The organism is Rhodococcus oryzae (genome assembly GCF_005049235.1).
Classification (GTDB): domain Bacteria; phylum Actinomycetota; class Actinomycetes; order Mycobacteriales; family Mycobacteriaceae; genus Rhodococcus_G; species Rhodococcus_G oryzae.
Genome location: NZ_SUMD01000014.1, coordinates 1 through 25,704, shown reverse-complemented (window position 1 = coordinate 25,704; position 25,704 = coordinate 1). Strand labels below are relative to the sequence as shown.

Below are 25,704 nucleotides of genomic sequence, written 5' to 3'. Positions count from 1 at the left end.
CCGCGTGGCCCTCTACCGGAAATATCGACCGGCAACCTTCGCGGAGGTGGTGGGGCAGGAGCACGTCACCGACCCCCTGAGCATCGCCCTCGACGCGGGGCGCATCAACCACGCGTACCTGTTCTCGGGCCCGCGCGGCTGCGGCAAGACGTCGTCCGCCCGGATCCTGGCCCGGTCGCTGAACTGTGTGGAGGGTCCGACCTCCACCCCGTGCGGGGTGTGCTCGTCGTGCGTGGCGCTCGCCCCCGGCGGCCCGGGCAACCTCGACGTGATCGAGCTGGACGCGGCAAGCCACGGCGGCGTCGACGACACCCGCGAGCTGCGTGACCGGGCGTTCTACGCGCCCGCGGAGTCCCGGTACCGCATCTTCATCGTGGACGAGGCCCACATGGTCACCACCGCGGGCTTCAACGCACTGCTCAAGATCGTCGAGGAGCCGCCGGAGCACCTGATCTTCGTCTTCGCGACCACCGAGCCGGAGAAGGTGCTGCCGACGATCCGGTCGCGCACCCACCACTACCCGTTCCGGCTGCTGGCGCCGTCGACCATGCGCGGACTGCTGGAGAAGATCTGCGCGCAGGAGAACGTCGCCGTCGAGGCCCCGGTCTATCCGCTGGTGATCCGCGCGGGCGGCGGGTCGCCGCGCGACTCGCTCAGCGTGCTCGACCAGCTGCTGGCCGGTGCGGGCGACGAGGGCGTCACCTATCAGCGCGCGCTGTCCCTGCTCGGCGTCACCGACGTCGCGCTCATCGACGACGCTGTTGATGCGCTCGCCGCCGGTGACGGCGCCGCGCTCTTCGGCACCGTGGACAAGGTGATGGACGCCGGCCACGATCCGCGACGATTCGCGGTGGATCTGCTCGAGCGGATCCGCGACCTGATCCTGATGCGGGCGGTCCCCGACGCGGGTGAGCGCGGCCTGGTCGACGCGCCCGGGGACGTGCTCGAGCGGATCCGCGAGGAGGCGGAACGGATCGGTCCCGCGACCCTGGCCCGCTACGCCGAGGTCCTGCACGCAGGACTGGGAGAGATGCGAGGGGCCACGGCACCCAGGCTGCTGCTCGAGGTGATGTGCGCCCGGATGCTCCTGCCGTCCGCAACGGATGCGGAATCGGCTGTGCTGCAACGGCTGGAGCGGCTCGAACGGCGGGCCGAGGGTGGCCTGCCGGTGGCGGAGCCGGTCGCCGGAACACGATCGAGCGCGCCCGCGGAGCCCGCGGCGCGCCCGAGTACCCCGGAGCCCGAGCCGATCTACCAGCGTCCGTCGCAGCGCGCGGCGGCGCAGCAGCGGCACCCGGAACCCGTTCAATCGGCGTCGCCGGAACCGGCGCCGCCGGTTCGGTCCGAGCCGGTCCAGCCGGAGGTCGTCGCCCCCGTGGCGGCCGAACGTGGTGCACCGGAGCCGAGTGCGGCGCAACCCGCGGAGCAGGCCGACGCTCCGGTCGAGGCGTCCGCCGCGGCGTCGGAGCCCGTCCCGCAGTCGCCGGAGCCCGCCCTCGCGGCCTCGGAACCGCTTGCCCCGGCCCCTTCGGTCCCGGAGCCCGTCGTACCCGAGCCTGTCGCCCCCGAGCCCGTAGTCTCGGAACCTGTTGTCCGGGAAGCGGTCACGCCCGAATCCGTTGCGCCCCCCGTCGAGCAGGTGCCTGCGCGTGAACCGGAACCGGCGGCCGTCGCGGAACCCGAGCCGGCGCCATCCGAGCCGGTCGCGCCGCCGGTGTCCGCGCCCGCAGCGGCCGGTCAGCCCGACGCCACCGCGGTCCGCGCCGTGTGGTCCGAGGTCAGGGCGAAGGTGCGAGACCGGAGCCGCACCGTCGAGGTGATGCTCTCGGGCGCCACCGTCAGGGCGGTGGAGAACGACCGCCTCATCCTCATCCATGCCTCCGCGCCGCTGGCCAAGCGTCTGGTGGAGCCGCGCAATGCCGACGTGATCCGCGACGCGCTGCGGGAAGTGTTCGGAGTGGACTGGGCGATCGACTGCGAGGTCGGTACCGCCGCGCCCGCCGATGCTCCTCCACGTGCTCAGCCAGCCCGGCAACAGCAGGCGAAACCGGCGGGCGCGCCGCGATTCTCGCGTCCGAGCCAGGAGCAGGCGGCATCCGCCCCCGCCCCGCGGACCGAGGCGACGTCGGGGTCCGGCGCGGACGACATCCCGCCGCCCGAGGAACCCGACTATCCGGACGATCCGGGCCCGCCGCCCGCCACGCCCGAGTCGGTCACCCCGGAGGACGAGGAAGAGATGATGGCGCAGGCCGCCGAGCCGGCCGATCCATCCGTCCGCCGCGATCCCGAGGAGATCGCGCTCCAGTTGCTGGAGACCCACCTCGGGGCCAAGCGAATCGACGGCTGACAAGCCCGTCTCGTTCGCTCACCCTCCCGCGCCCGCCTCGCCGAGTGTGCAGCTGTCGTCGCCTGTCCTGGGCCTTTGCCCCGACAGGTGCACACTCGGCGGAAGCGGCGGGGCGCTGCAGCAGGTGCTGGACATGGGTGTGGTCGAGGGGGCCTCGTCGGCGATCAACCAGATCGACGAGCTGATCGCCTCCTGACCGAGGCTCCGCAGTCGCCTTTGAGTTATTCGCCATTTGGATCCGACACGCGAGTTCAGCAATGAACGGCCGAACGACGGCACCGTTCTAGCCTGGGTTCGTCGGTAACCAAGCGAGAGGATGCCCATCATGGCACTGCCCACCTTGACTCCCGAACAACGTGCCGCGGCCCTGGAGAAGGCAGCGGCGTCCCGCAAGGCACGGTCGGAACTTCGTGAGGGCCTCAAGTCGGGGAAACTCACCTTCACCGAGATCCTGGACCGAGCAGAGTCGGACGAGATCGTCGGAAAAACGAAGGTGCTCTACCTGCTCGAGTCCCTTCCGCATTTCGGGAAGATCAAGGCTCGCGACATCGCCGAGTCCGTCGGGATCGCCGAGACACGGCGGGTGTCCGGCCTGGGTTCGCGCCAGCGCGCTGACCTACTCGCGAAACTCGGCTGAACGCACCCCATCCGCTCGGCGACGGCGACATGGTTCTGCCGTCGCCGAGCGGATCGGCGCAAGCGTTGGAACGCAAGGGAGGTCGCGCAGGGTCGTTGGGCAGGGACTAGGCCGAACGACGCTCGCGCGACGCCACGTTTCGCCTGGCGAAATCGATGCTGAGCGCGATGAGGGTCTTGCTCTCCTCGAGCATGATGCCGAGCACCGGGAACGCGTGGATCTGACCGCTCCACAGGTGGGTCTCCACCGGCCGGCCCGCCCGCTCGAGACGGTCGGTCATGACCTCGACGTCGGGCCGCATCAACTCGTACTCGGCGGCGGAGAGGAACACCGGCGGGAACAGCGCCGGGTCGGCCGCCACCGGCGACTGCGCCCCGACGATCAGGTCCGGACCCGCGAGCCAGCGGTCCTTGAGCTTGCGCACCTGACGCATCGGCAGGTAGGCGTCGCGCTTCATGTATTCCGGGTCGTGTGACTCTAGGTCGACATTGAGCAGCGGCGAGTAACCGATGACCGCTGCCGGCGGCGTGATGCCCTGCAGCGCGGTGATCTCGGCAACCTTCATCGCGAGATAGCCGCCCGCGGAATCGCCGGCGACGATGATCCGCGTCGGGTCCTCACAGGTCTCCAGCAGCGCGGTGTAGGCCGCCATCGCGTCAAACAGGGAGGTGCCGATGCCGCCGTACGGCAGCTGCCGGTACTCGACCGAGATCACCGGGACACCCGAGCGGGCAGCGAGTGCCCCGCAGGCGGCGCGATGGGTGGCCAGCCCGCAGAAGACGAATCCGCCGCCGTGGAAGTAGAGGATGGTCGCGCCCTGCAGAGCGTCGGTTGCGCGCCTCGGATGGGTGACCTTCTCGCACCGCACCCCGCCCAGTGTCACCGCCTCGATGCTCACGCCCTTCGGGGCAGGCGTCCGATCGGACCACTCATCGAGCTTCCCGAGCGCGAGGATGCCGCGATCGGACATCGGCCACACCGTGAACAGCGGTTTGATGAAGATTCTCGCGAACCAGAACACCAGCCGTGCTCGAAGACTGACGTTCCAGTGCCACACAATGGATCCCTGCATCGGCTTGCTGCCCCTCGTTCGTGCCGGTTTCGGTTCCATCACGATAGGGCGGCGAGGTGCTGCCGACCAGCGTTGCCGTCGCCAGCCCGGCGCGTGACGACTATTCCGCGCGCGCGGCCTCGCGGGCGAGCATCCGATCCCGCGATTCCTCGAACCGCTCGGCAGCGCGGCGGAGATCGTCGAGGTGGGCCGCCAGCCGGTCCCGCGCCCGCTCGCCCGCATCGGTGAAGTCGTTGCGCTCGAACACGTTCCAGATGCGGAGCACCGGCATGACGACGTCGTCGAGATGCTGCCGGAGATCGTAGATGCCGTATTTGGCGAGGAGCACCGCGTTCCGCCGGAAGCCGGGCATGGACTGGCCGGGCATCTGGAAATTGAGCAGCACGTCGGTGATCGCCTCGAGCGCCGCGTCGGGCACGAGATCCATGGCGGCGCCTGCGAGGGTTCGGTAGAAGACCATGTGCAGGTTCTCATCCGCCGCGATCCGGTCCAGCATCCGCTCCGCGACGTCGTCCGCGCAGGCATGCCCGGTGTTGCGGTGCGACAGCCGGGTGGCGAGCTCCTGGAACGTCACGTAGGCCACCGACGGCAGGAACGCGGCGTTCAGCGGTGAGTCGAGGCCGTTGGTCAGGTGTTCCATCCGGTACTGCTCGAGCTGGACAGGGTCGACGGCCCGGGTGACCACCAGGTAGTCGCGCATGACGATCCCGTGCCGGTTCTCCTCCGCCGTCCACCGGTTGACCCAGGTGCCCCACGCCCCGTCGAGGGAGAAGCTGGCGGCGATCTCGCGGTGATACGAGGGCAGGTTGTCCTCGGTCAGCAGGTTCGTGATCATGGCGACCTTGGCCAGCTCGGAGAGCCGCGACTGGTCCGGGTCCCAGTCCACCCCACCCATTTCCGCGAAGTTCCTGCCCTCGTCCCAGGGCACGTAGTCGTGCGGATTCCAGTTCTTGGTCATCGACAGGTGCCGGTTGAGATTGGCTTCGACCGTCGGCTCGAGCTCCCTGAGCAGGTCGAGCTGGGTGAACGTCATGGTCATGAGAACTCCTTGGGAAGGAAGAACCTCGAGAACCAGCACCTTGCCCGCGGCGATGCCCGCGGTTGTCCAGGGCCTATTGAACACCGCGAGTCGCGACACTTCCAGGAAAGCGGCAGATTCGGTGGCGGCAGACAGGCCTCGGCTGAGCCGTGTGCCTAGAACCGACCCGGACCCCGGCCCGTCGTGACGATCGCAACGGTCACAGAGCCCGCTCGGTTCGGTCCTAGACCCAATTTTGAAACGAGTTCTAGTATGGCTTGCGTCGAGGTCTATGCCTCGGGTCAGGCGCCGCTCGAGTCGGCGCCCGGCGATGACGTTTGAACTGCCATTGCGAACACCACGCACGCGGCGGAGCCGTGCACAGGAAGGAACACCTCACAGTGACCACAGAGGCATTCATTTATGAAGCCATCCGAACCCCACGTGGCCGAGGAAAGAAGACCGGTTCGCTTCACTCGGTCAAGCCGATCTCGCTGGTCACCGGCCTGATCGACGAGCTGCGCGTGCGCTTCCCCGACCTCGACGAGAACCGCATCTCGGATCTGGTCCTCGGTGTCGTCACCCCGGTCGGCGACCAGGGCATGGACATCGCGCGCATCGCGGTCAACGACGCCGGCCTGCCCGACACCGTCGGCGGCGTGCAGCTCAACCGTTTCTGTGCCTCCGGCCTCGAGGCCGTCAACATCGCCGCGCAGAAGGTCCGCTCCGGCTGGGACGAGCTGGTCATCGCCGGCGGCGTCGAGTCGATGTCCCGCGTCCCGATGGGCTCCGACGGCGGCCCGTGGGCGCTGGACCCGGCCACCAACTACGACAACTACTTCGTGCCGCAGGGCGTGGGTGCCGACCTGATCGCCACCATCGAGGGCTTCACCCGCGACATCGTCGACGCCTACGCGGTGCGCTCGCAGGACCTGGCCGCCAAGGCGTGGGCGGGCGGCTACTTCGCCAAGTCCGTCGTGCCGGTCAAGGACCTCAACGGCATCACCATCCTCGACAACGACGAGCACATGCGCCCCGGCACCACGGCGGAGTCGCTGGGCACCCTCGCCCCCGCGTTCGCGACGGTCGGCGAGATGGGCGGCTTCGACGCCGTCTCGCTGCAGAAGTACCACTTCGTCGAGAAGATCAACCACGTCCACCACGGCGGCAACAGCTCCGGCATCGTCGACGGCGCCGCGCTGGTGCTCGTCGGCTCCGAGCAGGCCGGCAAGGACATGGGCCTGACCCCGCGCGCCCGCGTCGTGGCCACCGCCACCTCCGGCGCCGACTCGACCATCATGCTGACCGGCCCGACGCCCGCCGCCAAGAAGGCGCTGGCCGCCGCGGGTCTGACGATCGAGGACATGGACCTCGTCGAGATCAACGAGGCGTTCGCCTCCGTGGTGCTCAAGTTCCAGAAGGACATGAACGTCCCGGACGAGAAGCTGAACGTCAACGGCGGCGCCATCGCGATGGGCCACCCGCTCGGAGCCACCGGCGCCATGATCACCGGAACCATGGTCGACGAGCTCGAGCGGCGCAACGCCCGCTACGCGCTCATCACGCTGTGCATCGGCGGCGGCATGGGCGTGGCCACCATCATCGAGCGCGTCTGACGCGGCCCGGACTACCAGGAGAACTGAAGCAGTGAGCGAGCAGAACATCATCAACTGGGAGCAGGACGCCGACGGAATCGTCGTGCTCACCATCGACGACCCCAACCAGGGCGCGAACACCATGAACGCGGCCTACATCGCCTCGATGAAGGCCACCGTGGACCGGCTGTACGCGGAGAAGGACGCCATCACCGGCGTCGTGCTGACCTCCGGCAAGAAGACCTTCTTCGCCGGCGGCGACCTCAAGAACATGATCAAGGTCGGCCCCGAGAACGCCGAGGAGATCTTCAACCACAGCATCACGCTGAAGGCTGACCTGCGTCGCCTCGAGACCCTCGGCAAGCCGGTCGTCACCTGCATCAACGGTGCCGCGCTCGGTGGCGGACTCGAGATCGCGCTGGCCACCCACCACCGCATCGCCGCGGACGTCAAGGGCGTCAAGATCGGCCTGCCCGAGGTCACCCTCGGCCTGCTCCCCGGCGGCGGCGGCGTCGTCCGCACCGTCCGTATGTTCGGCCTGATGACCGCGCTGACCCAGATGCTGCTGCAGGGCCAGCAGCGTGGACCGGTGCAGGCCAAGGAGGTCGGCCTGGTCGACGAGGTCGTCTCCTCCGTCGAGGAGCTCGTCCCCGCCGCCAAGGCGTGGATCAAGGCCAACCCCGAGTCCGGCGTGCAGCCGTGGGATGTCAAGGGCTACAAGATCCCCGGCGGCACCCCCGCCACCCCGGCATTCGCGGCGAACCTGCCCGCGTTCCCGGCGAACCTGCGCAAGACCCTCAAGGGCGCGCCCATGCCGGCCCCGCGCGCGATCATGGCCGCGGCCGTCGAGGGCTCGCAGGTCGACATCGACAACGCGCTGACCATCGAGTCGCGTTACTTCACCTCGCTGGTCACCGGCCAGGTCGCGAAGAACATGATCCAGGCGTTCTTCTTCGACCTGCAGTCGATCAACGGCGGCGGCTCGCGCCCCGAGGGCGTCGCGAAGACCGAGATCAAGAAGATCGGTGTGCTCGGCGCCGGCATGATGGGCGCGGGCATCGCGTACGTCTCGGCGAAGGCCGGCTTCGAGGTCGTGCTCAAGGACGTCACCATCGAGGCGGCGACCAAGGGCAAGGCGTACTCCGAGAAGATCGAGGCCAAGGCCCTCTCGCGCGGCAAGACCACGCAGGAGAAGTCGGACGCCCTGCTGGCGCGCATCACCCCGTCCGCGGACGCGGCGGACTTCGCGGGCGTCGACTTCGTCGTCGAGGCCGTGTTCGAGTCGCAGGACCTCAAGCACAAGGTGTTCCAGGAGATCGAGGACATCGTCGAGCCGAACGCGCTGCTCGGGTCCAACACCTCGACGCTGCCGATCACCGGTCTCGCGACCGGCGTCAAGCGCCAGGAAGACTTCATCGGCATCCACTTCTTCTCGCCCGTCGACAAGATGCCGCTTGTGGAGATCATCCGCGGTGAGAAGACCTCCGACGAGGCGCTGGCCCGGGTGTTCGACTTCGTCCAGGCCATCCGCAAGACCCCGATCGTGGTCAACGACTCGCGTGGCTTCTTCACCTCGCGCGTCATCGGCACCTTCATCAACGAGGCCATCGGCATGGTCGCCGAGGGCATCGAGCCGGCCACCATCGAGCAGGCGGGCATGCAGGCCGGTTACCCGGCGGCGCCGCTGCAGCTCTCGGACGAGCTGAACCTGACGCTGATGCAGAAGATCCGCGCGGAGTCCAAGGCCGCGGCGCTGGCCGAGGGCAAGGAACTGCCCGCCGATCCGGCAGGCGACGTCATCAACTTCCTCGTCGAGGGCAACGACCGCAAGGGCCGCCTCGGCGGTGCGGGCTTCTACGACTACGTCGACGGCAAGCGCACCGGCCTGTGGGCGGGCCTGCGCGAGCAGTTCAACTCGGGCTCGAACCAGGCCCCGATCCAGGACCTCATCGAGCGGATGCTGTTCATCGAGGCCATCGAGACGCAGAAGTGCTTCGACGAGGGCGTCCTGATGACCAGCGCCGACGCCAACATCGGCTCGATCATGGGCATCGGCTTCCCGGCCTGGACCGGTGGCGTTCACCAGTACGTCCTCGGCTACGAGGGCGGCAAGGCCGGCTTCGTCAAGCGCGCGGAGGAGCTCGCCGCCAAGTACGGCGAGCGCTTCACCCCGCCCGCCTCGCTGAAGGCCTAGGCGCCGATAGCCCGAAGGCCCCTTTCGTTCGGAGTGTCGAACGAAAGGGGCCTTCGGCGTTCATGCCGACGTCGAGGTCACGGCGGGGTGGGCCCGTCGAGGAACGGGGTGATGATCGGCAGCAGTAGGTCGGCCCGGCTCAGGATGTTGTAGTGCAGCGACCCGGGGACGACTGCCAGCCGGGAGCTCGGGGGGCCGCCCATTGCGCCATCGGCCTTTCCACCGCCGAGCAGGCCGAACAGCTCGACCGCGTGGGTGAGGCGAACGCTGTCGCCGTCGGCGACCACGACGAGTGTTGGCGCCGTGATCGAGGCGACGGAAGCCGTCCAGTCGTAGTCCTCGGCGAGCAGTTGCCTCGTCTTGGTCACCAGTGCGGGCCACTCGTTCGGTTTCGGTGCGGTCCGGGCGTAGATCTCGTGCATGGGGGTCTCGATCATGGCGTCGGGGTTCATCGCCGCCATTCCGGCCCGAACCTCGGGATACCACCCATCACTTCTATAGGGGGCCGACGTGACCACCAGCTTGTTCACCAGGTCCGGGTTTCGGCTTCCCAGCTGCAGGGCGACGCCGCCGCCCAGCGAATATCCGAGGACGTCGACCTTCTCGAGTCCGAGGTGCGAGACGAGACCGGCGATGTCGTCGGCCATCAGCTCGTAGCGCAGTGGGCGATCGATGTCGGCCGTGTGCCCGTGGGCCTGGAGTTCGACGGCGATGACCTGCCTGGTCTTCGCGAGCTCCGGCAGTAGTGTTCCGAACGCGGAGTCGATGGTGTCCAGGCCCCCGTGGATCAGGACGAGGGGTCGGCCGGTGCCGTGGATCTCGTAGTACAACTCGAGGCCGTTGATCGCGGCGTAGTGGCCTTCGCCGTCGTCGCTTGCCCTGTCTGCAACGGGACCTTGATTGCCGGTACTTGTGGTTTCCGTGGTGCCGATGCCCTCCGCGTTGCCAGTGGTGCATCCCGTCATGAGCGCGGCGGAAATAGCAAAGGCAGCCACAACTTGCAGCGACCTGGTGATCGTTTTCATGGCGTCCACTCCTGATTGGTTCGATGCAGGGCCGTTCCCGGCCGTCGCTGATGAAGTCGAGCAAGGTGCTGTGGGATCGCCGAATTCCCGCTCGATCACCTTGCAGCGATCGGGCGGGCTGCCGTGCCTTTCTTGGTCTAGCGGGTGCGGATTGTGAATTCGATGGGACGACAGGTGTTTTGCGCTATGCAGGCGTGTTCATCTGCCCGATTCGGATGGCGTTGCCGAACGGGTCACGGATTCCGAAGTCGACGCCATACGGTCGCTCCGTCGGCTCGTCGGTGAGCTCGACACCCCGGGCCTTCAGTGTCTCGTAGGTCTTGTGAGCGTCATCGGTGCTGATGCACAGCCACCCGCCCATCGCGCCCTTGGTCACCATGTCGCGGACCTGCGCCGCCATGGCCTCGTTCATCGCGGGAGGGCCCGGCTTCTCCAGCAGGATCTGGCGGCCCGGATCGCCCGGCACGTTGACCGTCAGCCAGCGCATGAAGCCGAGGTCTTGATCCGTGTGCAACTCGAGGCCCAGCTTGTTGACGTAGAAGTCGAGCGCCTCATCTTGGTCGAGGACGAAAATCTGCGATTGCGTGATTGCCTTGTACATGCCAATCACTGTAAGCAGTAAGCGGATTCGCGTGCTTATCCAAAACTGCTCGGTCGCGTCCACGACCGCACGAAGCACGTGGGGACGGGCATCTCGTGGTTGCGCTTGCGGTAGTCGGTGGCGGGTTCCTTGACGATGTCTCGGAACGTCCTGCTGAATGTTCCGAGACTCGAGAAGCCGACCTCGAAACAGATGTCGGTGACGCTCCGATCGGTTTCACGCAGCAGGAACATCGCCCGCTCGACCCGCCGCCGTTGAAGGTAGCGATGCGGGGTTTCCCCGAAGGTGGAACGGAAGGTCCGGATGAAATGCGCCTCGGACACGTGGGCGATTCGGGCGAGAGTCGGGATGTCGAGCGGATCCGCGTACATGCGGTCCATCGCGTCGCGGGCGCGAAGCATCCGCCGGTTGGTGTCCTCCTGTGCGCGGCTCACCGTGTCATCTCATCACCTGGGCTACCGGCGTGCGTCGAAGGTGCCGTGGCGGGCATGGGGAGGACGGCGAAGCTGGCGATGACACAGGTGGACGGCATGGAGGTACCCATTGGGCCACGGTAGCCGCGGAGACCGCCCGCTCACGGGGATTCGATGGCGCCGATCAGCACGGTGACCTGTGGTTTCCCGCGACGAGGGAAACCGTATGTTCGCCGGTGGGTGCGGCCGCTACGTTCAGCCGGTGTGGCCTGGAGCACATTTCCTGGCCACATTCACATCGCGAAGCCTTCAGCGGCGGAGCGGTATCGGACACGAAGGGGCACGAACATGCTGACATTGAGCCTTCCGGAGGGCGCCGCCCTGGTGTTCGGTGGCAGCGGCGGCATCGGGCGCGGGGTCGCCCGGGAGTTCGCCCGCGCAGGCAGTGCCGTCGCTGTCTGCTACAACTCCAAGCGTGAGGTGGCCGAGGAAACGGTGACCGAGCTGCGGGCGCTGGGAGTGAAGGCGAGCGCGCACCAGGTCGACGTCCGCGCCGACGAGGACGTCTCGCGGGTGCTCGGGGAGGTGGTCGGCGAACACTCGCGGATCCATACCGTGGTGTGGGGAGCGGGCCCGGTCGTCGACCAGATCACCGTCGCCGAGACCACCCCCGCGCAGTACCGGCGGTCGATCGAGATCGAGACCCTCGGACTGTTCACCGCCGCACACGCCGTGCTGCCGCACTTTCGCGAGCACGGCGGGGGCTCGTTCGTCCACCTCGGGTCCGCGGGTGACCACTGGTTCCCGGCGCTCGACGGTTTGTCGGTGATCCCGAAGGCAGCGAACGAATCGCTGATCCGCGGCATCGCGAAGGAGGAAGGCGCGCACAATATCCGGGCCAACTCGGTGCTGGTCGGTGTCATCGAGGCGGGCATGTTCCTCGAGCTCAAGGCGCAGGGCGTCTTCGATGAGGAGTGGGAACGAGAGGTCCACAAGCTGGTGCCGCTCAAGCGCTGGGGCAAGCCCGCCGACATCGGGGCGGCCTGCGTGTTCCTGGCGTCGAACGAGGCCAATTACATCACCGGGCAACAGATCTCGGTGTCCGGTGGATTCGGCGTCTAGCCGATTCGGGCGAGAGAGGGCGTCGTGGCGGTGAACGAACATGAGCAGACGCAATCCATGGCGATGTTCGACAGGATCGAGCTGGTGCTGCAGGCACTTGACGACTGCGGGCACCTCACCCTCAGTGAGACGTCTCGACTCACGGGGATCCCGACGTCATCGGCGCATCGACTGCTCGAGAAGATGGTGCAGAGGCGGTGGCTCACCCGGGTCGGGACGCGGTACGAGATCGGCGTCCGATTGTTCGAGCTGGGATCGAGGGCGGTGCGCAACCACTGGTTCCACCGGACCGCCCTGCCGATGATGCAGGAGCTGCACCGAACCACGGGGGCCGTGGTCCACCTGGCCTTCCTCGACGGGGCCGACGGCGTCTACTGGGAGAAGATCTCCGGCTCGTTCGGCGCCAAGATCCCGTCGCGCATCGGTGGCCGGTACCCGGCGAACCGGTCGGCGGTGGGCAAGGCGCTGCTGAGCTCCCTCCCGCGGGAGGCGCTCGACCAGCCGGTGTTCGGTCGGCTGAACCGGCGGGACGTGCAGCGGTCAGGCGGCAGGCGCGAGCTGGAGGACGAGCTCGATCGGGTCGCCGTCGAGGGGGTCGCATACGACCGCGGTGAGGCGTTGCCCGGCCTCGGGTGCGTCGCCGCGCCGATCGCGCACGGGCACCCGACACCAGCGGCCCTCTCGATCTGCGGACCGCTCAGCCGAATCACCACGGACCGCAGGATGAGTGCGGCGGTGCAGAGCGCCGCCGCCGAGATCGCCCGTGGCGTCCGGCAGGGTGCCCCGGCCGAGTGAGTCGCCGGCGATCGCCACCCAGACTGACGGTGCCCGTCGTCCGGTCGGTCCGGACGACGGGCACCGTCAGTCGATGGGGAGTGCGATCAGCCCTTCCACCACGGGCGCAGTGGCACCTCGGCCTGGCCCTTCGGGCCGAGCTTGACGGCCAGCACCTGGTGCAGCTGCACCACATTGCGTTCGAACCCCAGCCGCGAACCGGCCATGTAGAGCCCCCACACCCGCGCCGTGCCCTCGCCGACCTCCGCGACGCAGGCGTCCCAGTTGTCCACCAGGTTCTGGCACCAGGCCTTGAGGGTCAGCGCGTAGTGCTCGCGCAGGTTCTCCTCGTGTCGGACCTCGAGGCCGATGTTCTGGATCTCGGTGATGATCCGGCCCGACCCGGTCAGCTCGCCGTCCGGGAACACGTAACGGTCGATGAACCCGCCTGCGCGCGCCTGGTGCCGGTTGTCCGGGCGGGTGATGCAGTGGTTGAGCAGCCGGCCGCCGTCGCGCAGCTTGGACTGGATGAAACCGAAGTAGGCGGGGTAGTTGTGCACCCCGATGTGCTCGGTCAGCCCGATCGAGGACACCGCGTCGAAGCCGGTCTCGGTGATGTCCCGGTAGTCGGAGTGCCGGACCTCGGCGAGATCCGAGAGGTCCTCGTCGGCGATGGCCTTCTGCGCCCACGCGGCCTGCTCGGCGGACAGCGTCACCCCGATCACCTTGACGCCGCGGCGGGCGGCGAAACGGACCATCGAGCCCCAGCCGCAGCCGATGTCGAGCAGTCGGTCGCCGGCCTTGAGCCCGAGCTTGTCGAACACCAGCCGGTACTTGTTCTCCTGTGCGTCCTCGAGACTCTGGTTCGGAGACTTGTAGGCCGCGCAGGTGTAGGTCATCGAGGGGCCGAGCACGTGCTCGTAGAAGGTGTTCGACACGTCGTAGTGATGGTGGATGACCTCGGCGTCGCGGGTCTTGGAGTGGCGCATGCCTTCTGCGAGCCGGCGCCAGCGGGGGAGGGCCTCCTGCGGCGGAGGGGCGATGGGCCGCAGCAGGTCCCAGCCGAGCGAGCGGGTGATGCTCGCGATCGTCAGCGCCGACGGCCGCCGGAAGTGCAGGTCGTCGCCCATCACCCGGAGGACCTCGTACGGGTCCCCGGGGTGGACGCCGGTCGCCTCGAGATCGCCCGCGACGTAGGCGCGTGCCATGCCGAGGTCGCCGGGCGCGGTCGCCAGGTAGGTGGTGCCTCGCGGGGACTTGAGCGTCAGGCCGTATTCGGCGTCCTCCGGGCCCGCGGCGCTGCCGTCGTATGCCGTGAAGCGGACCGGGATGTCACCGTCCGCGACGGTCTCGAGGATCTCGGCGATCGAGAGCTTGTGGTGGCCGTTGCGGGTCTGGGTACTGGCGTCTTTGAACGTGGTCACTTGCGTTGCACCGCCTTCGAATACAGGTCCAATAGTCGCGAATCGGGGTCGTACTTCTGCTTCAGGATGGAGTAGTTGTCGCCGCCGTAGAGGCGGGCGAAGTCGTCGGCGTCGTAGTAGGAGTCCGAGTACAGGGACTTGTGCCCTTCGAACCGTCCGACGGTGTCCTCGATCAGCCGGTTTGCCGCGCCCTCGGGGGCGCCCGGCGTGATCGGCACCGACGACCAGAAGCCGACGTTGACATAGGTGCGCTTGGGCTCGAGCGGATACAGCGGCCACGGCCGCAGGGCGGACGCGCCCGCGGGCCCCGGCTCGCGCAACCGCAGCGGGCACAGCCACAACGGCTCGATGGGGATCTCGCGCAGGAACCAGGACACGAAGTCCGCGGTGTGCTCGATCGGTACCTCGACGTCCTGCACGACCCGCTCGCGCGGAGGATTGCCCTTGCGGCGTTCGAGCCGGTCGCCGATGTCGTACTTCTGGTCGAGGGCGATCAGCTTCCAGTAGAAACTGCTGCGCCGGTAGCGCTTCGGCCACACGCGCCTGATCCGCGGATTCTGCGCGCCGAATGCCCGCGAGCACCAGAACCAGTCGGTGTCCCAGCGCCACAGGTAGTCCGCGATCGTGAGCCGATCCGTGGATCGCTGCTGCAGCGAGCGGTAGTAGATCTGTTGACCCGTGTAGTCGCTGACCGGGCCGCCCTCGTCGGTCTGCGTGCCGAGGGTCAGATAGGCCTCGGTCGCGGAGAAGACCACGCCGTCGAGGTAGTCCACCGCGATGCCGTCGTGGCTACGATCGGTGCCGATGCGGTCCATCGCGTTCTGCAGGTCGGTGAGGTCGTCGAAGCGCAGGTGCCTCAGCGCGACAAACGGTTTCACCGGTTCGAGTTCGATGCGGAGCCGGGTGGAGTAGCCGAGGGTTCCATACGAATTGGGGAACCCCCAGAACAGGTCGGAGTGCTCGCCGTCAGGGGTAGCGGTGATGATCTCCCCGCTGCCGGTCAGCACGTCGATCTCGAGCACCGACTCGTGCGGCAGCCCGTTCCGGAACGAGGTCGACTCGATGCCGAGGCCGGTGACGGCGCCCCCGAGGGTGATGGTCTTGAGTTGGGGGACCACCAGCGGCGCCAGGCCGTATGGCAGGGTCGCGGCGACAAGGTCCTCGTAGGTGCACATGCCCGCGACGTCGGCGGTGCGGGCGGTGGGGTCGACCGAGATCACCCCGCCGAGTCCGGATACGTCCAGGCCGGGCGCATTCGTCTTTGCCCGCGCCCGGAACAGGTTTGAGGTCTTCTTCGCCAGGCGCACCGTCGCGGAGGGCGGGATCGCGTGGTAACTGGCGAGCAGACGCTGGACACCGGCACGATGGGCCGCCGCGCCGGTGAGACCCGGCGTGGATGTTCGTCGACCCAGTCGTTGCAACGCACTCTGAGAGGCAGCCACCCCCCGACGCTATCGCCTGGGTGCGACACCGGCCACCCAAGTGGAAGTCGGTGCGGCGAAACGTCACGCAAATGTTGCGAACCGGTCGCGATCCGGGGTTCGTGGCTCCGCTGTGATCCGACACACACAGGGCCGAGCGGGCTGGCCCGTCGGTTCTCGGAGCGGGCACGATGACGGGGTCGGCCACACACAGCGTCGAGTCGGACGGGTCCTCCGGGGTCCGGCGAGCAGAGCCAAGGAGATCCACAGTGGGACAGGTCAGCGCCAGCAGTTCGGTCGAGGTCGCGGCGGCACCGGAGCGGGCGCTCGCGGCGCTCACCGACTACGAGACGGTGCGACCCCGCATCCTCACCGAGCAGTACCTGGATTACCGGGTCCTCGAGGGCGGCCAGGGTGCGGGCACGGTCGCGCAGTGGACGCTGAAGGCGACCGAGAAGCGTTCGCGTGACATCAAGGCCACCGTGACCGTCGACGGCAACACCGTCACCGAGAAGGATGCCAACTCCACCCTCGTCACCACCTGGACCGTCGCCCCGTCCGGTGCCGGGTCCACGGTCACCACGACCACCGAGTGGAAGGGCGCGGGCGGCATCGGCGGCTTCTTCGAGCGCACCTTCGCGCCGGGCGGGCTGCGGAAGATCCAGGCGGCCGTGCTGGCGAACCTGGCCCGCGAGCTGGCCTGACGCGGCCCCGCCGCGGTCGCTGACCGATGCGTTCGGTCAGCGGCCGTCGAGATAGCGGACGATGCCGAACACCACCGCCTGCGCGTACCGGGTCCGGCCCTCCTCGCTGGTCATGGCGCGCGCCTCGTCCGCGTTGCGCATGTTGCCCAGCTCGACCAGGATCGACGGCCGCTCGGACAGGTTGAGTCCGCTGAGGTCGTCGCGGGGCATCAGTCCGCCGGTGCCGACGTAGGTGGATGGGATGAGGCCGGACGTCTGGAGTGCGTCGCGCATGGACTTGGCGAACGCGACCGAGGCGCCGGCCTGAACCGTATTCAGTGACGGCGCCGAGAAACAGACGTGGAATCCGTGCTGGTCCGGTGCGGCGCCGTCGGCGTGGATCGCGACGACCACGTCGGCACCGGATGCATTGGCGTCGGCGGCCCGCCGGTCCACGCACGCGGCGACGGAGGTGTCGTCGGCGCGGCTCAGCAGCACCCGGGCGCCGAGATTCTCGAGCTCGGTGCGCATCTGGGCGACGACCTCCCAGTTGAGCGAGTGCTCGGGGAAGCCGCCGTCGGTGCTGGTGCCGGTGGTCTGGCATTCCTTGGTGCCGCCGCGCCCGGTCGGGACCTGCGCGCTCATGCCCGCGTCGTTGGCACCGTTGTGGCCGGGATCGAGGAACACCGTCTTGCCCTGGAGCGAGGCCGATCGCACCAGCTCGACGGCGGTGGTGGTGGGGGCCGCGGTCACGCCCGCGGCGGTCTCGGTTGGGATCGTGCAGCCGGACAGCGCCAGCGCCGAGGCAGCGGCGGCCGCGAGCAGGACGCTCCGGTACCCGGCCGACTTCGCACGCACGGACCCACGCTATCCGGATGCGGCTACGCTGACGGGGCAACACGCAGAAAGGACATCGACGTGCAGCCCGGTGGACAACCCGATATGCAGCAGCTCCTCGCGCAGGCCCAGCAGATGCAGCAGCACCTGATGGCCGCGCAGGCAGAGATCGCCGAGGCGGAGGTCACCGGCCAGGCCGGCGGTGGACTCGTGACCGCCACGGTCAAGGGGACCGGCGAGGTCGTCGCGTTGACGATCGACCCGAAGGTCGTCGATCCCGACGACGTCGAGACCCTGCAAGACCTGGTGATCGGTGCGATCGCGGACGCATCGGGCAAGGCGCAGGAGATCGCGGCGGGCAAGCTCGGCCCCCTCGCGGGCGGCCTGCCCGGGCTCCCCTTCTAGAGGCCGCGGTGTACGAGGGTCCGGTACAGGATCTGATCGACGAGCTCGGCAAGCTGCCGGGCATCGGGCCCAAGAGCGCGCAGCGCATCGCCTTCCACCTGCTCAGTGTGGAGCCGCCGGACATCGACCGGCTGCAGAACGCGCTGCAGCGGGTCCGCGACGGGGTGCAGTTCTGCGTCGTGTGCGGGACGGTGTCCGACAAGGAGAAGTGCCGGATCTGCGCGGACGCCCGCCGCGACCGCACCGTCATCTGTGTCGTCGAGGAGCCGAAGGACGTCCAGGCGGTGGAACGGACGCGGGAGTTCCGTGGCCGGTACCACGTGCTCGGCGGCGCGCTCGACCCGCTCAGCGGTGTCGGCCCGGACCAGCTCCGTATTCGGGAGCTGTTGGCGCGCATCGGCAATCAGGAGGACGGCGTCGACGTCTCGGAGGTGATCATCGCGACCGATCCGAACACCGAGGGCGAGGCCACCGCGACGTATCTGGTGCGGATGCTGCGCGACTTCCCCGGCCTGACGGTCTCCCGGCTGGCCTCGGGTCTGCCGATGGGCGGAGACCTGGAGTTCGCCGACGAACTCACCCTCGGGCGGGCTCTCTCGGGGCGCCGGACCCTCTGACTCGACCGGTTGGTCGACCCGGTTCGGCTGCGTCGTGACGGCAGATTCCGGTGTTAGCGTGGGTGTATGCCGGTCCCTGGACCAGGGTCATGCCCGACCACGGGTGGCCTCGCGTGGCACACCCGAATCGGGGTGCTCGTGTGCTCCTGTGCGATCGCGCTCGCGGTGTCTCCCGGACAGGGGACGGCTGGTGGGCAGGAGGTTGTTCCGTCGCCGCCCGGCGCCGGGCTCCCGGCAGTCATCGATTCGATCGTGCCGCCTCCGGCGTTCGGCCCCCCGCCGGGCGAGGTGCCGCCGATAGGGGCCGCTCCGGGCGAGCCCGCCGGCATCCAGGCGCTGCGGATCGCGGTCATGCCCTCGGACGTGGGCGACCCGTTCTTCGACGAGTGGCCGGATTCGATGGGGGACAGCGCGAACGGTGACGTGCTCGCGACGCGGGACGTGACCGCTGCGGCGGCTCCCTTCGTCGGTGCACCGGTGCGCGAGGTCCGGCAGCTCAAGGTCCGGACGACCGACTCGGCGGGCGTGCCATCGTTCGCGACCGCGACGGTGGTCATCCCCGCCACACCGTGGACGGGGCCGGGCGGCCGTCCGGTCGTGGTCAACAACCTGCCCATCGATGCGCTCGGGCGCGCCTGCACGCCCGGCTACACGTTGGCGCACGGCCTGAGCCTGTCGACCAACGTTGCCGACGTCGTCCCGCCGACGACCGCGTTGGCGACCCTGCACGGCTACGCGGTCCTCATCCCCGACCACGAGGGACCGCGGATGGCCTACGCCGAGCCGTATGTCGCCGGGCACGCGGTCCTGGACATCATCCGCGGACTGCGCCGCGCGCTACCCGACGAGTTCGGCGCGAGCAGGATCGCGATGACGGGCTACTCGGGCGGGGCGATCGCCACCCACGGCGCGGTCAAGCTGATCGACTCTTACGCCCCGGACCTGTCCGGCGACATCGTCGGTGCCGCGCTCGGCGGGGTTCCCGCCGACTTCGAGATGCTCACCCGGAGCATGAACGGCAACCTCGCGACAGGGTTGTTCCACGGCGCGACCCTGGGGATCGCCAGGGAACGGACCGAGATCCTCGGCCTCGCCAACAACCTGGCGCAGCAGCTGGCCACCTCCCCGCTCAAGGACCAGTGCGTCGTCACGCTCGGCGCGGCGGGTGTGACGTTCCTGCCGATGGAGGTGATGGCCGACATCGACAACCCGTTCGCCTCGCCGCAGGCCCGCGAGCTCTATCGCGACATGAAGATGGCAGGCATCGCGTCCGGCGCCCCGCTGTACATCTACAACGGCGCGCAGGAGTTCTGGATCCCGGCCGCGGGGGCGCGGGCCCTCTACGCGGAGCAGTGCGGACTCGGCGTCCCCGCGGTGTACCGGGAGGTGTTCGGCGAGCACCTCATCGCCGCGGTCACCGGCTACCCGGGCGCGCTCCATTGGCTCGACGAGCGGTTGCGTGGGATCGCCGCGCCGGACGAGTGCCCGCCCGCATGACCCGCGCGGATGTCGGTGCGGGAGCGTAGGTTCGGCACCGCACACCGTCAGCAGCCATACCTCGGCCATAGGAGACAGCAGTGCCTGAACCCAAATCCATCGTCGGTGCCCCGTGTTGGGTGGACCTGACCAGTTCGGACCCGCAGCGCGTCATCCCCTTCTACTCCGGTCTCTTCGGGTGGGCGGCCGATACCAACGAGGACCCGCAGTACGGCGGCTACTCGATCTTCAGCAAGGACGGCAAGCCCATCGCAGGCCTCGGGCCGCAGCAGGAGGGCAATCCGTACGGCAACGTCTGGACCGTCTACCTCGCGTCCGAGGACGCGGCGGCGACCGCGGACAAGGCCGCGGCGGCGGGCGGTCAGGTGATGATGCCCGCGATGGTGGTCGGCGACCAGGGCACGATGGCGATCATCGGTGACCCGGCCGGCGCCGTGGTCGGTGTCTGGCAGGCCGATCAGCACCGTGGATTCGGTCTGGTGGACGAGGCGGGCGCCCCGGTCTGGTTCGAGACGATGTCCCGCGACTACGCGGCCGCGTTGCCTTTCTACGAGAGCGTGTTCGGCTGGAGGTACGACGCGATCGGCGACGGCGACGAGTTCCGCTACTCCCAGGCCAAGATCGGCGACGAGATGGTGGCGGGCGCGATGGACGCATCCGGGTTCCTGCCCGAGGGTGTCCCGTCGTTCTGGCAGTTCTACGTCGGGGTGCAGGACACGGATCTGGCGCTCGAGAAGGTGATCGAACTCGGGGGCACGGTCGTCCGCCCCGCGGAGGACACGCCGTTCGGCCGGTTGGCGGCGGTGGCCGATCCGCTGGGCGCGAACTTCCAGATCTCCTCGATCCAGCAGCAGTAGCGGTCTAGGGACGGCGCGCCGGGTCAGACCCGTTCGGTGAGCGTGGCCAGGCCGTCACCGGACAGGTCACCCAGTCCGGCGGGCCGTCCCGTCATCGCGAGGACGAGGGAGAGCATCGGTCCGGTCACCTCCGGCCCGGACCCCGTCGACCAGTCGGCGTCCTCGGCACGGAGGGTGAGTCCGGAAATGCGGGTCTTCGTGCCGATGAGCAGGTTCGAGCCCTTGAAGAAGTCCGCGACGCGGATCAGTGCGTCCTGCGGGTACTCGTGCGTGATGCCGAGGGGACGCCGGATGTCTTCGGCATGCACGATCGTCTCGCCCAGCCAGGTGTCGACCGGGCCGGGTGGGCCGGTGGACGCACCCATGACGGCGCGAAACTCGGCGAGGGTGTCGGCGGGCGTGCCCGCGGTCTCCCGTGCGATCTCCCTCGCGAACATCGGTTCGAACCGGAACCCGGTCCCCGCCATCTTGCGGAGGAACCGTGGGCGCGTCATCTTCGCGGTCGCGGTCATGTGACCGAGCGTCTCCCACACCGACCACTGCCCGCACAGCGACGGGGTTGACCATTGCTCCTCGGTGAGCGAGGCGAGGTCGTCGGCGAGGGCCGACCGCTCGGCGTGAATCGTGGGCCACGGGCTCGGTGCTGCCATGGTGCCTCCCGGAACGGCGTCCGACGCTGTCGTATCGGTACTTCTGACGATCGTCCACGCCGAGCGATTTCGCAATCGCGGACAGGTCGCGTCGCCACGGAAACAACCCCTGATTCGCAGGTCAGAACTATTGCAGAGGGTACGGATCCGGGCGTACCCTCAAGAGTGCGGATCAAGAAGAGAGGCCGGTAACGGTCGGAAACTTGAGAAGCAGAGATCCGGCCGAGGATGCGATTAGTCGCTACATCCCCGGCCGAACCCCTGTCTGGGGGAGGTTCGAGACCTTGGCCCCGATCAGCTGAGCAGTTTGGCCTTGAGGTCGGCGATGTCCTGGCTCGTCAGACCGAGCCCCTGGCTCACGTAGTTGTCGAAGCTGCCGAACTTCTCGTTCGCGGTGGCGAAGGCGGAGTCGAGCCAGGCCTGCTCCACGGTGTTGGACTGGATGCTCCCGGTGACGCTCGACCCGCCGCCGTCACCGGCGAGGTAGTCGTTGCTGAGCATGAAGTCCTCGTTCACGGTCTCGCGCGGGACGCCGAGGATCGTGAGCAGCACAGCCGACAGGAAGCCGGTCCGGTCCTTGCCGCTTGTGCAGTGGTAGAGCACGGGGTCGGGGGAGTTCTTGATGTCCAGCAGGACGGCCCGGAACGCGGCGTAGGCGGCGGGATCGCTGGCCATGAACTTGTAGGCCCGCCCCAGATCCACGATCGCGAGCGGATCGCCGCCTCCGCCGAACACGTCGCGGTGGTACACGGTGGCGCCCGCGGGGATCTTGTCCTGCTCGAGGGCCTGCTCGTAGGAGGTGCGCAGATCTTCGACCGTCTTGACGTTCAGCTGCACGAGCTTGGCGAGGTCGTCCGCGGTGAGGGCGTTGAGCGCGTCGCTGCGCAGCACCAGCCCGGATCGGACGGTCTTCCCGTCGGAGGTGGTGTAACCGCCCAGGTCGCGGGCGTTCGGGGCACCCGTCAGGTGCAGCGAGTGGTCGACCGCGGCCGGCGCGACGACCGTCGTCGGTGCGGCCGCGGCGATCGACGGGACGGGAGCGAGCAGGAGGCCGGCAGTCAGGGCGAGAGCCGCCGCCGACCTGGTCCGGATGAGGGTGCGGTGGGACACGGAGGGTTCTCCTCTTTCGATCGAGTGACATTGGCATGGTGCTCGAGCTCGAATGGCTCCGAGGCTAGCGCCGTGCCGGATCGCGAGAGGGCTATTTCGTTAAAATACGGATTGTAATTGCAGCCGTCACCCGGACGAGGGTTCTATCGGCCGACCGCGAGGCGTTCCCGGCGCAGCCGGTCGACCTCCTCGAGCTCCAGCGGCTCGAGGGCGTCGACACCCAGCGCGCGGGCCAGCAGCAGGTCCGCCAGCTCAGGGTTGCGGGCCAGCGCGGGGCCGTGCATGTAGGTGCTGATCACCGAGCCCTGCACCACGCCCTCCAGTCCGTCGCCGACGCCGTTGCCGACGCCGTGCGTGACCCGGCCGAGCGGCTTCGCGTCCGCGCCGAGGCTGGTGCCGCCGCGATGGTTCTCGAACCCGGTGAGCGGCTGGGTCAGCCCGTCGAGCTGGGGTCGGGTGATCACCTCGCCGATCGAGCGCTCGGCCTGAGGCGAGGTGGTGACGTCGAGCAGCGACACGCCTTCGACGCGTTCGCCCGCCGAGGTCTCGTACCAGTGCCCCAGCACCTGGATGGCCGCGCAGATCGCGAGCACGGGGGCGCCCCGCCCGGCCGCCTTCTGCAGTCCCGGGTAACGGGCCAGGTGCCGGGTCGCGAGGCGCTGCGCCGAATCCTCCGCACCGCCGAGGGTGTAGACGTCCAGCGACTCGGGCACCGGATCGGACAGCGTGATCTCGACGATCTCTGCGTCGATGCCGCGCATCCGCAGCCTCTGGCGCAGGATCAGCGCATTGCCGCTGTCGCCGTAGGTTCCCATCACGTCGGGCAGCACCAACCCGATCCGGACCGTCGACTCAGGCATCCCTGTTCTCCTTCGCGATGGCCGTGTTCAGGTCACGGAACGCCGTGTAGTTGGCCAGCACCTCGACCCGTCCGGGCGGACAGGATGCGATGGCGCGCAGTGGGTTCGGCTCCAATGTGTGCTCGACACCGGCGTAGGTCAGGCGGACCGCGAGGTCCGTCGCCCGCTCACCGGAGGCCACCACCTTGACGCCCTCGAAATGCTCGAACCGAACGTCCCACAGCCAGGACAGGTCCTCGCCGTCGGGCACCTGACCGTTGACCGCGATGACCAGCCCGTCGACGTCGTGGTCGATCATCGACAGCGCCTCCTGCCAGCCGGCCGGGTTCTTGGCCAGGAGCATCCGCAGCGTGTGCGCGCCGACCTGGACGGTGCTGTAGCGACCGGCGATCTCGCGGACCGAGGCGGCCGCGGCGACGGCGTCCTCGGCGCGCGCGCCGAGCGTGACCGCCGCCGCGACGGCCTGGGCGGCGTTGCCGCGGTTCGCCTTTCCCGGCAGCGTCAGCGACATCGGGATCTTCGAGCCGTCCGGGCCATAGAGGTGGTCGTCGTCGAGCCACCAGTCGGGGGTGGGTCGCTCGAAGTCGGTGCCGGTGCTGCGCCAGTGGTTGTAGGCGATGCCCGTCGCGTCGCCCGTGCGCTCCTCCCAGACGATCGGCTCGCCGCTGCGCGGGCAGCTCACCGAGTCGCCCGCCCAGCCGCCGCCCGCCGCGACCCACACGACATTCGGTGCGTCGTAGGCCGCGGAGGCAACCAGAACGTCATCGCAGTTCGCGATCACCACGGCGTCGGGGTGCCTGGCCAGGCCGGCCCGCAGCTTGCGCTCGATCATGTTGATCTCGCCGACCCGGTCCAGCTGGTCGCGGCTGAGGTTGAGCAGCACGATCGCCTGGGGCTGGAGGGCGTCGCTGACGTGCGGGACGTGCAGCTCGTCGACCTCGATGGCGGCCAGCGACGCGTCCACGTGCGAGCTGAGCGCGGCCACGATGCCCGCGTCCATGTTCGCGCCGTCGGCCTGGGTCGCGACGTCGCCGATGGTGGCCAGCGCTGCCGCCGTCATCCGCGTGGTCGTCGACTTGCCGTTGGTCCCGGTGATCACGACGGTGCGCTTGCCGCTGCCGAGCTGGGTCATCAGGGTGGGATCGATCTTGAGGGCGATCAGGCCGCCGATCATCGAGCCCTTGCCCCGGCCCGCCTTCTGCGAGGCCCAGGAGGCCGCGGCCGCGGCGCGCAGCGCGAGGCGGCCGCGCACGGAGAATCGGGTGGCCGGGCCGGCCGCCCCGGAATTGCCCGGGCGGGTGGCCCCATCATGACGAGTAGACACGGGCAGAGTTTTCCACACCCGCGGCCATGGTCAGATTCGTGCCGGTTCCGGGGTGGGCATCGTCACTGGACCGGGCGTCACCGGCATCGTCGACGCGGGCTCACGCGCGGCGGACGGTGCGCCCGCCCGCGCCATGCCGCCGAGGCAGCCGCCGACCACCACCACCGCGCCGACCAGCGACAGGGCGCTGGGCCGCTCGCCCAGCACCAGCCAGGCCGCACCGATCCCGACGACCGGGACCAGCAGCGAGAACGGCGCGACGACGCCCGCCGGGTAGCGGCTCATCAACGCGGACCACAGCCCGGAGCCGGCGATGGTGCCGAGCAGGACGATGTACGCGAGTCCGGCGAGGGCGGGCCAGCCGTCGGCGCTGAAGGAGTGGCCGAGGGCGGCCCAGCCGGTGGTGGGGCCCTCGACCGCGGCGGAGAGCGCCAGCATGGGAAGCGGCGCCACGACGGTCATCCACAGCGTCAGCCGCAGCGGGTTGTCCGCCCGGGCGAGCCGGTTGCCGAGGTTGCCGAAGGCCCAGCCGAGAGCGGCGAGCAGGGTGAGCAGCACCGGCAGCAGCGCCGCATGCTGGGCGCGGTCCCAGCCGATCATCGTCATCCCGCACACCGCGACCGCGATCCCCAGGAGTTGGCGGCGGCTCACGTGCTCGCGCAAGAGCAGGGCGCCGAGCAGCACGGTGAACGGCGCCGAGGCCTGCAGCACGAGGGAGGCCAGTCCGGTCGGCATGCCGGTGTTCATCGCCCAGAACAGGAACCCGAACTGCGCCACGCCGAATCCGAACCCGTACAGCAGCAGCCAGCGCACCGGCACGTTCGGCCGCGGCACGAACAGCACCACCGGGATCGCGATGACCAGGAACCGCAGCGCCGCGAAGAAGAACGGCGGGAAGTGGTCGAGCCCGGCGCGGATCGCGAGGAAGTTCAGTCCCCACAGCAGCGCGACGGTCAATCCGAGGGCTCGGTCACGGTTGGTCATGGTGCTAATCGTGAGCGAGCGAAAGCATCAGAACAATCGAATAAAAATGGACGGTTGATGTAGATCTTCTACATCAACCGTCCATTGATCTTGTGGCCGGCTGCTATCGCGCGAGTGCCTGTTCGTGCACGCCCTGGACGGCGCGGCCGGAGGGGTCGGCCATCGCGGCGAATTCCGGGTCCCACTCGAGTGCGGCGGGGGTGGAGCAGGCGATGGACTTGCCGCCGGGGACGGTGG

24 protein-coding genes and 1 pseudogene are annotated in these 25,704 nt (G+C 68.9%); 12 read left to right on the top strand and 13 right to left on the bottom strand.

What is annotated here, in order from left to right:
- Nucleotides 1-4 precede the first annotated feature (4 nt).
- The 3 genes and pseudogenes from FCG67_RS22560 (at nucleotide 5) to mihF (ending at nucleotide 2,984) form a co-directional block, all read left to right on the top strand.
- Nucleotides 5-2,347, top strand: coding sequence for a DNA polymerase III subunits gamma/tau (locus tag FCG67_RS22560; protein WP_136911853.1), 2,343 nt, complete (start codon nucleotides 5-7; stop codon nucleotides 2,345-2,347).
- Between the two features lie 112 nt (nucleotides 2,348-2,459).
- Nucleotides 2,460-2,543 (top strand): annotated as a pseudogene (locus tag FCG67_RS22555) (SRPBCC family protein); the annotation flags it as partial.
- A 129-nt stretch (nucleotides 2,544-2,672) separates the two neighbouring features.
- Nucleotides 2,673-2,984, top strand: coding sequence for an integration host factor, actinobacterial type (gene mihF, locus FCG67_RS22550; protein WP_077043971.1), 312 nt, complete (start codon nucleotides 2,673-2,675; stop codon nucleotides 2,982-2,984).
- 106 nt (nucleotides 2,985-3,090) lie between these two features.
- Here the strand turns inward: mihF and FCG67_RS22545 are convergent, their stop codons facing one another.
- Both FCG67_RS22545 and FCG67_RS22540 read right to left on the bottom strand, forming a co-directional pair.
- Nucleotides 3,091-4,056: an alpha/beta hydrolase gene (locus FCG67_RS22545; RefSeq protein ID WP_136911852.1), complete on the bottom strand. Its 966-nt coding sequence runs from the start codon at nucleotides 4,054-4,056 to the stop codon at nucleotides 3,091-3,093.
- 100 nt (nucleotides 4,057-4,156) lie between these two features.
- Nucleotides 4,157-5,095, bottom strand: a complete 939-nt coding sequence (locus FCG67_RS22540) for an acyl-ACP desaturase (protein ID WP_136911851.1) — start codon at nucleotides 5,093-5,095, stop codon at nucleotides 4,157-4,159.
- 380 nt (nucleotides 5,096-5,475) lie between these two features.
- Here FCG67_RS22540 and FCG67_RS22535 point away from each other — a divergent pair, with 380 nt between their 5' ends.
- Nucleotides 5,476-6,690: an acetyl-CoA C-acetyltransferase gene (locus tag FCG67_RS22535; protein WP_077043968.1), complete on the top strand. Its 1,215-nt coding sequence runs from the start codon at nucleotides 5,476-5,478 to the stop codon at nucleotides 6,688-6,690.
- Nucleotides 6,691-6,721: 31 nt separating this feature from the next.
- Complete coding sequence (locus tag FCG67_RS22530; RefSeq protein WP_136911850.1) at nucleotides 6,722-8,863, top strand: 3-hydroxyacyl-CoA dehydrogenase NAD-binding domain-containing protein; 2,142 nt, start codon at nucleotides 6,722-6,724, stop codon at nucleotides 8,861-8,863.
- A 77-nt stretch (nucleotides 8,864-8,940) separates the two neighbouring features.
- On the opposite strand, the gene FCG67_RS22525 is transcribed toward FCG67_RS22530, so the two are convergent.
- The 3 genes from FCG67_RS22525 to FCG67_RS22515 form a co-directional block, all read right to left on the bottom strand.
- Entirely contained in the window at nucleotides 8,941-9,828 is an 888-nt protein-coding gene (locus FCG67_RS22525; protein ID WP_136911849.1) for an alpha/beta fold hydrolase, read from the bottom strand.
- A gap of 244 nt (nucleotides 9,829-10,072) precedes the next feature.
- Nucleotides 10,073-10,489: a VOC family protein gene (locus tag FCG67_RS22520; protein WP_136911848.1), complete on the bottom strand. Its 417-nt coding sequence runs from the start codon at nucleotides 10,487-10,489 to the stop codon at nucleotides 10,073-10,075.
- A gap of 35 nt (nucleotides 10,490-10,524) precedes the next feature.
- On the bottom strand, nucleotides 10,525-10,923 hold the full coding sequence (locus FCG67_RS22515) for a helix-turn-helix domain-containing protein (RefSeq protein WP_246045228.1): 399 nt from the start codon (nucleotides 10,921-10,923) through the stop codon (nucleotides 10,525-10,527).
- Nucleotides 10,924-11,250: 327 nt separating this feature from the next.
- On the opposite strand from FCG67_RS22515, the gene FCG67_RS22510 reads away from it, so the two are divergent.
- A complete protein-coding gene (locus tag FCG67_RS22510) occupies nucleotides 11,251-12,024 on the top strand; it encodes an SDR family NAD(P)-dependent oxidoreductase (RefSeq protein ID WP_136911847.1) in 774 nt (257 codons plus the stop codon).
- Between the two features lie 24 nt (nucleotides 12,025-12,048).
- A complete protein-coding gene (locus FCG67_RS22505; RefSeq protein ID WP_246045227.1) occupies nucleotides 12,049-12,819 on the top strand; it encodes an IclR family transcriptional regulator in 771 nt (256 codons plus the stop codon).
- A gap of 86 nt (nucleotides 12,820-12,905) precedes the next feature.
- On the opposite strand, the gene FCG67_RS22500 is transcribed toward FCG67_RS22505, so the two are convergent.
- Nucleotides 12,906-14,222, bottom strand: coding sequence for a class I SAM-dependent methyltransferase (locus FCG67_RS22500; protein ID WP_136911846.1), 1,317 nt, complete (start codon nucleotides 14,220-14,222; stop codon nucleotides 12,906-12,908).
- On the bottom strand, nucleotides 14,219-15,634 hold the full coding sequence (locus tag FCG67_RS22495; protein ID WP_136911904.1) for an FAD-binding oxidoreductase: 1,416 nt from the start codon (nucleotides 15,632-15,634) through the stop codon (nucleotides 14,219-14,221). Before FCG67_RS22495 ends, FCG67_RS22500 begins: the two co-directional genes overlap by 4 nt.
- Before the next feature lie 278 nt (nucleotides 15,635-15,912).
- On the opposite strand from FCG67_RS22495, the gene FCG67_RS22490 reads away from it, so the two are divergent.
- Nucleotides 15,913-16,347, top strand: coding sequence for an SRPBCC family protein (locus tag FCG67_RS22490; protein WP_077043132.1), 435 nt, complete (start codon nucleotides 15,913-15,915; stop codon nucleotides 16,345-16,347).
- 36 nt (nucleotides 16,348-16,383) lie between these two features.
- Here FCG67_RS22490 and FCG67_RS22485 read toward each other — a convergent pair whose 3' ends face one another.
- Entirely contained in the window at nucleotides 16,384-17,184 is an 801-nt protein-coding gene (locus FCG67_RS22485; protein WP_425467875.1) for an Rv3717 family N-acetylmuramoyl-L-alanine amidase, read from the bottom strand.
- 84 nt (nucleotides 17,185-17,268) lie between these two features.
- On the opposite strand from FCG67_RS22485, the gene FCG67_RS22480 reads away from it, so the two are divergent.
- From FCG67_RS22480 to FCG67_RS22465, 4 genes are all read left to right on the top strand, one after another.
- On the top strand, nucleotides 17,269-17,568 hold the full coding sequence (locus FCG67_RS22480; RefSeq protein WP_223263500.1) for a YbaB/EbfC family nucleoid-associated protein: 300 nt from the start codon (nucleotides 17,269-17,271) through the stop codon (nucleotides 17,566-17,568).
- An 8-nt stretch (nucleotides 17,569-17,576) separates the two neighbouring features.
- Nucleotides 17,577-18,185 carry a recombination mediator RecR gene (recR, locus tag FCG67_RS22475; RefSeq protein WP_027501651.1) on the top strand — a complete coding sequence of 203 codons (609 nt, stop codon included), beginning with the start codon at nucleotides 17,577-17,579 and terminating at the stop codon, nucleotides 18,183-18,185.
- Between the two features lie 66 nt (nucleotides 18,186-18,251).
- A complete protein-coding gene (locus tag FCG67_RS22470; protein ID WP_136911845.1) occupies nucleotides 18,252-19,682 on the top strand; it encodes a lipase family protein in 1,431 nt (476 codons plus the stop codon).
- Nucleotides 19,683-19,762: 80 nt separating this feature from the next.
- Nucleotides 19,763-20,539, top strand: coding sequence for a VOC family protein (locus tag FCG67_RS22465; RefSeq protein ID WP_136911844.1), 777 nt, complete (start codon nucleotides 19,763-19,765; stop codon nucleotides 20,537-20,539).
- Between the two features lie 23 nt (nucleotides 20,540-20,562).
- Here FCG67_RS22465 and FCG67_RS22460 read toward each other — a convergent pair whose 3' ends face one another.
- The 5 genes from FCG67_RS22460 to FCG67_RS22440 form a co-directional block, all read right to left on the bottom strand.
- Nucleotides 20,563-21,189, bottom strand: a complete 627-nt coding sequence (locus tag FCG67_RS22460; RefSeq protein ID WP_136911843.1) for a maleylpyruvate isomerase family mycothiol-dependent enzyme — start codon at nucleotides 21,187-21,189, stop codon at nucleotides 20,563-20,565.
- Nucleotides 21,190-21,483: 294 nt separating this feature from the next.
- Nucleotides 21,484-22,299: a tyrosine-protein phosphatase gene (locus tag FCG67_RS22455; RefSeq protein WP_136911842.1), complete on the bottom strand. Its 816-nt coding sequence runs from the start codon at nucleotides 22,297-22,299 to the stop codon at nucleotides 21,484-21,486.
- A gap of 143 nt (nucleotides 22,300-22,442) precedes the next feature.
- Nucleotides 22,443-23,159, bottom strand: a complete 717-nt coding sequence (locus FCG67_RS22450; RefSeq protein ID WP_136911841.1) for a type 1 glutamine amidotransferase — start codon at nucleotides 23,157-23,159, stop codon at nucleotides 22,443-22,445.
- The gene (locus FCG67_RS22445; RefSeq protein WP_136911902.1) at nucleotides 23,152-24,411 is read right to left on the bottom strand and encodes a MurT ligase domain-containing protein; all 1,260 of its coding nucleotides are present in this window, start codon (nucleotides 24,409-24,411) and stop codon (nucleotides 23,152-23,154) included. Before FCG67_RS22445 ends, FCG67_RS22450 begins: the two co-directional genes overlap by 8 nt.
- A gap of 102 nt (nucleotides 24,412-24,513) precedes the next feature.
- Nucleotides 24,514-25,467, bottom strand: a complete 954-nt coding sequence (locus FCG67_RS22440) for an EamA family transporter (protein ID WP_136911840.1) — start codon at nucleotides 25,465-25,467, stop codon at nucleotides 24,514-24,516.
- Between the last annotated feature and the right edge of the window lie 237 nt (nucleotides 25,468-25,704).

What these genes read in the sequence shown, in the direction of transcription:
- FCG67_RS22520 (WP_136911848.1), bottom strand. Translation starts at nt 10,489, where the DNA reads ATGTACAAGGCAATCACGCAATCGCAGATTTTCGTCCTCGACCAAGAT.
- FCG67_RS22480 (WP_223263500.1), top strand. Translation starts at nt 17,269, where the DNA reads ATGCAGCAGCTCCTCGCGCAGGCCCAGCAGATGCAGCAGCACCTGATG.
- FCG67_RS22450 (WP_136911841.1), bottom strand. Translation starts at nt 23,159, where the DNA reads ATGCCTGAGTCGACGGTCCGGATCGGGTTGGTGCTGCCCGACGTGATG.
- FCG67_RS22525 (WP_136911849.1), bottom strand. Translation starts at nt 9,828, where the DNA reads ATGACGGGATGCACCACTGGCAACGCGGAGGGCATCGGCACCACGGAA.
- FCG67_RS22510 (WP_136911847.1), top strand. Translation starts at nt 11,251, where the DNA reads ATGCTGACATTGAGCCTTCCGGAGGGCGCCGCCCTGGTGTTCGGTGGC.
- FCG67_RS22460 (WP_136911843.1), bottom strand. Translation starts at nt 21,189, where the DNA reads ATGGCAGCACCGAGCCCGTGGCCCACGATTCACGCCGAGCGGTCGGCC.
- FCG67_RS22470 (WP_136911845.1), top strand. Translation starts at nt 18,252, where the DNA reads ATGCCGGTCCCTGGACCAGGGTCATGCCCGACCACGGGTGGCCTCGCG.
- mihF (WP_077043971.1), top strand. Translation starts at nt 2,673, where the DNA reads ATGGCACTGCCCACCTTGACTCCCGAACAACGTGCCGCGGCCCTGGAG.
- FCG67_RS22540 (WP_136911851.1), bottom strand. Translation starts at nt 5,095, where the DNA reads ATGACCATGACGTTCACCCAGCTCGACCTGCTCAGGGAGCTCGAGCCG.
- FCG67_RS22440 (WP_136911840.1), bottom strand. Translation starts at nt 25,467, where the DNA reads ATGACCAACCGTGACCGAGCCCTCGGATTGACCGTCGCGCTGCTGTGG.
- FCG67_RS22545 (WP_136911852.1), bottom strand. Translation starts at nt 4,056, where the DNA reads ATGCAGGGATCCATTGTGTGGCACTGGAACGTCAGTCTTCGAGCACGG.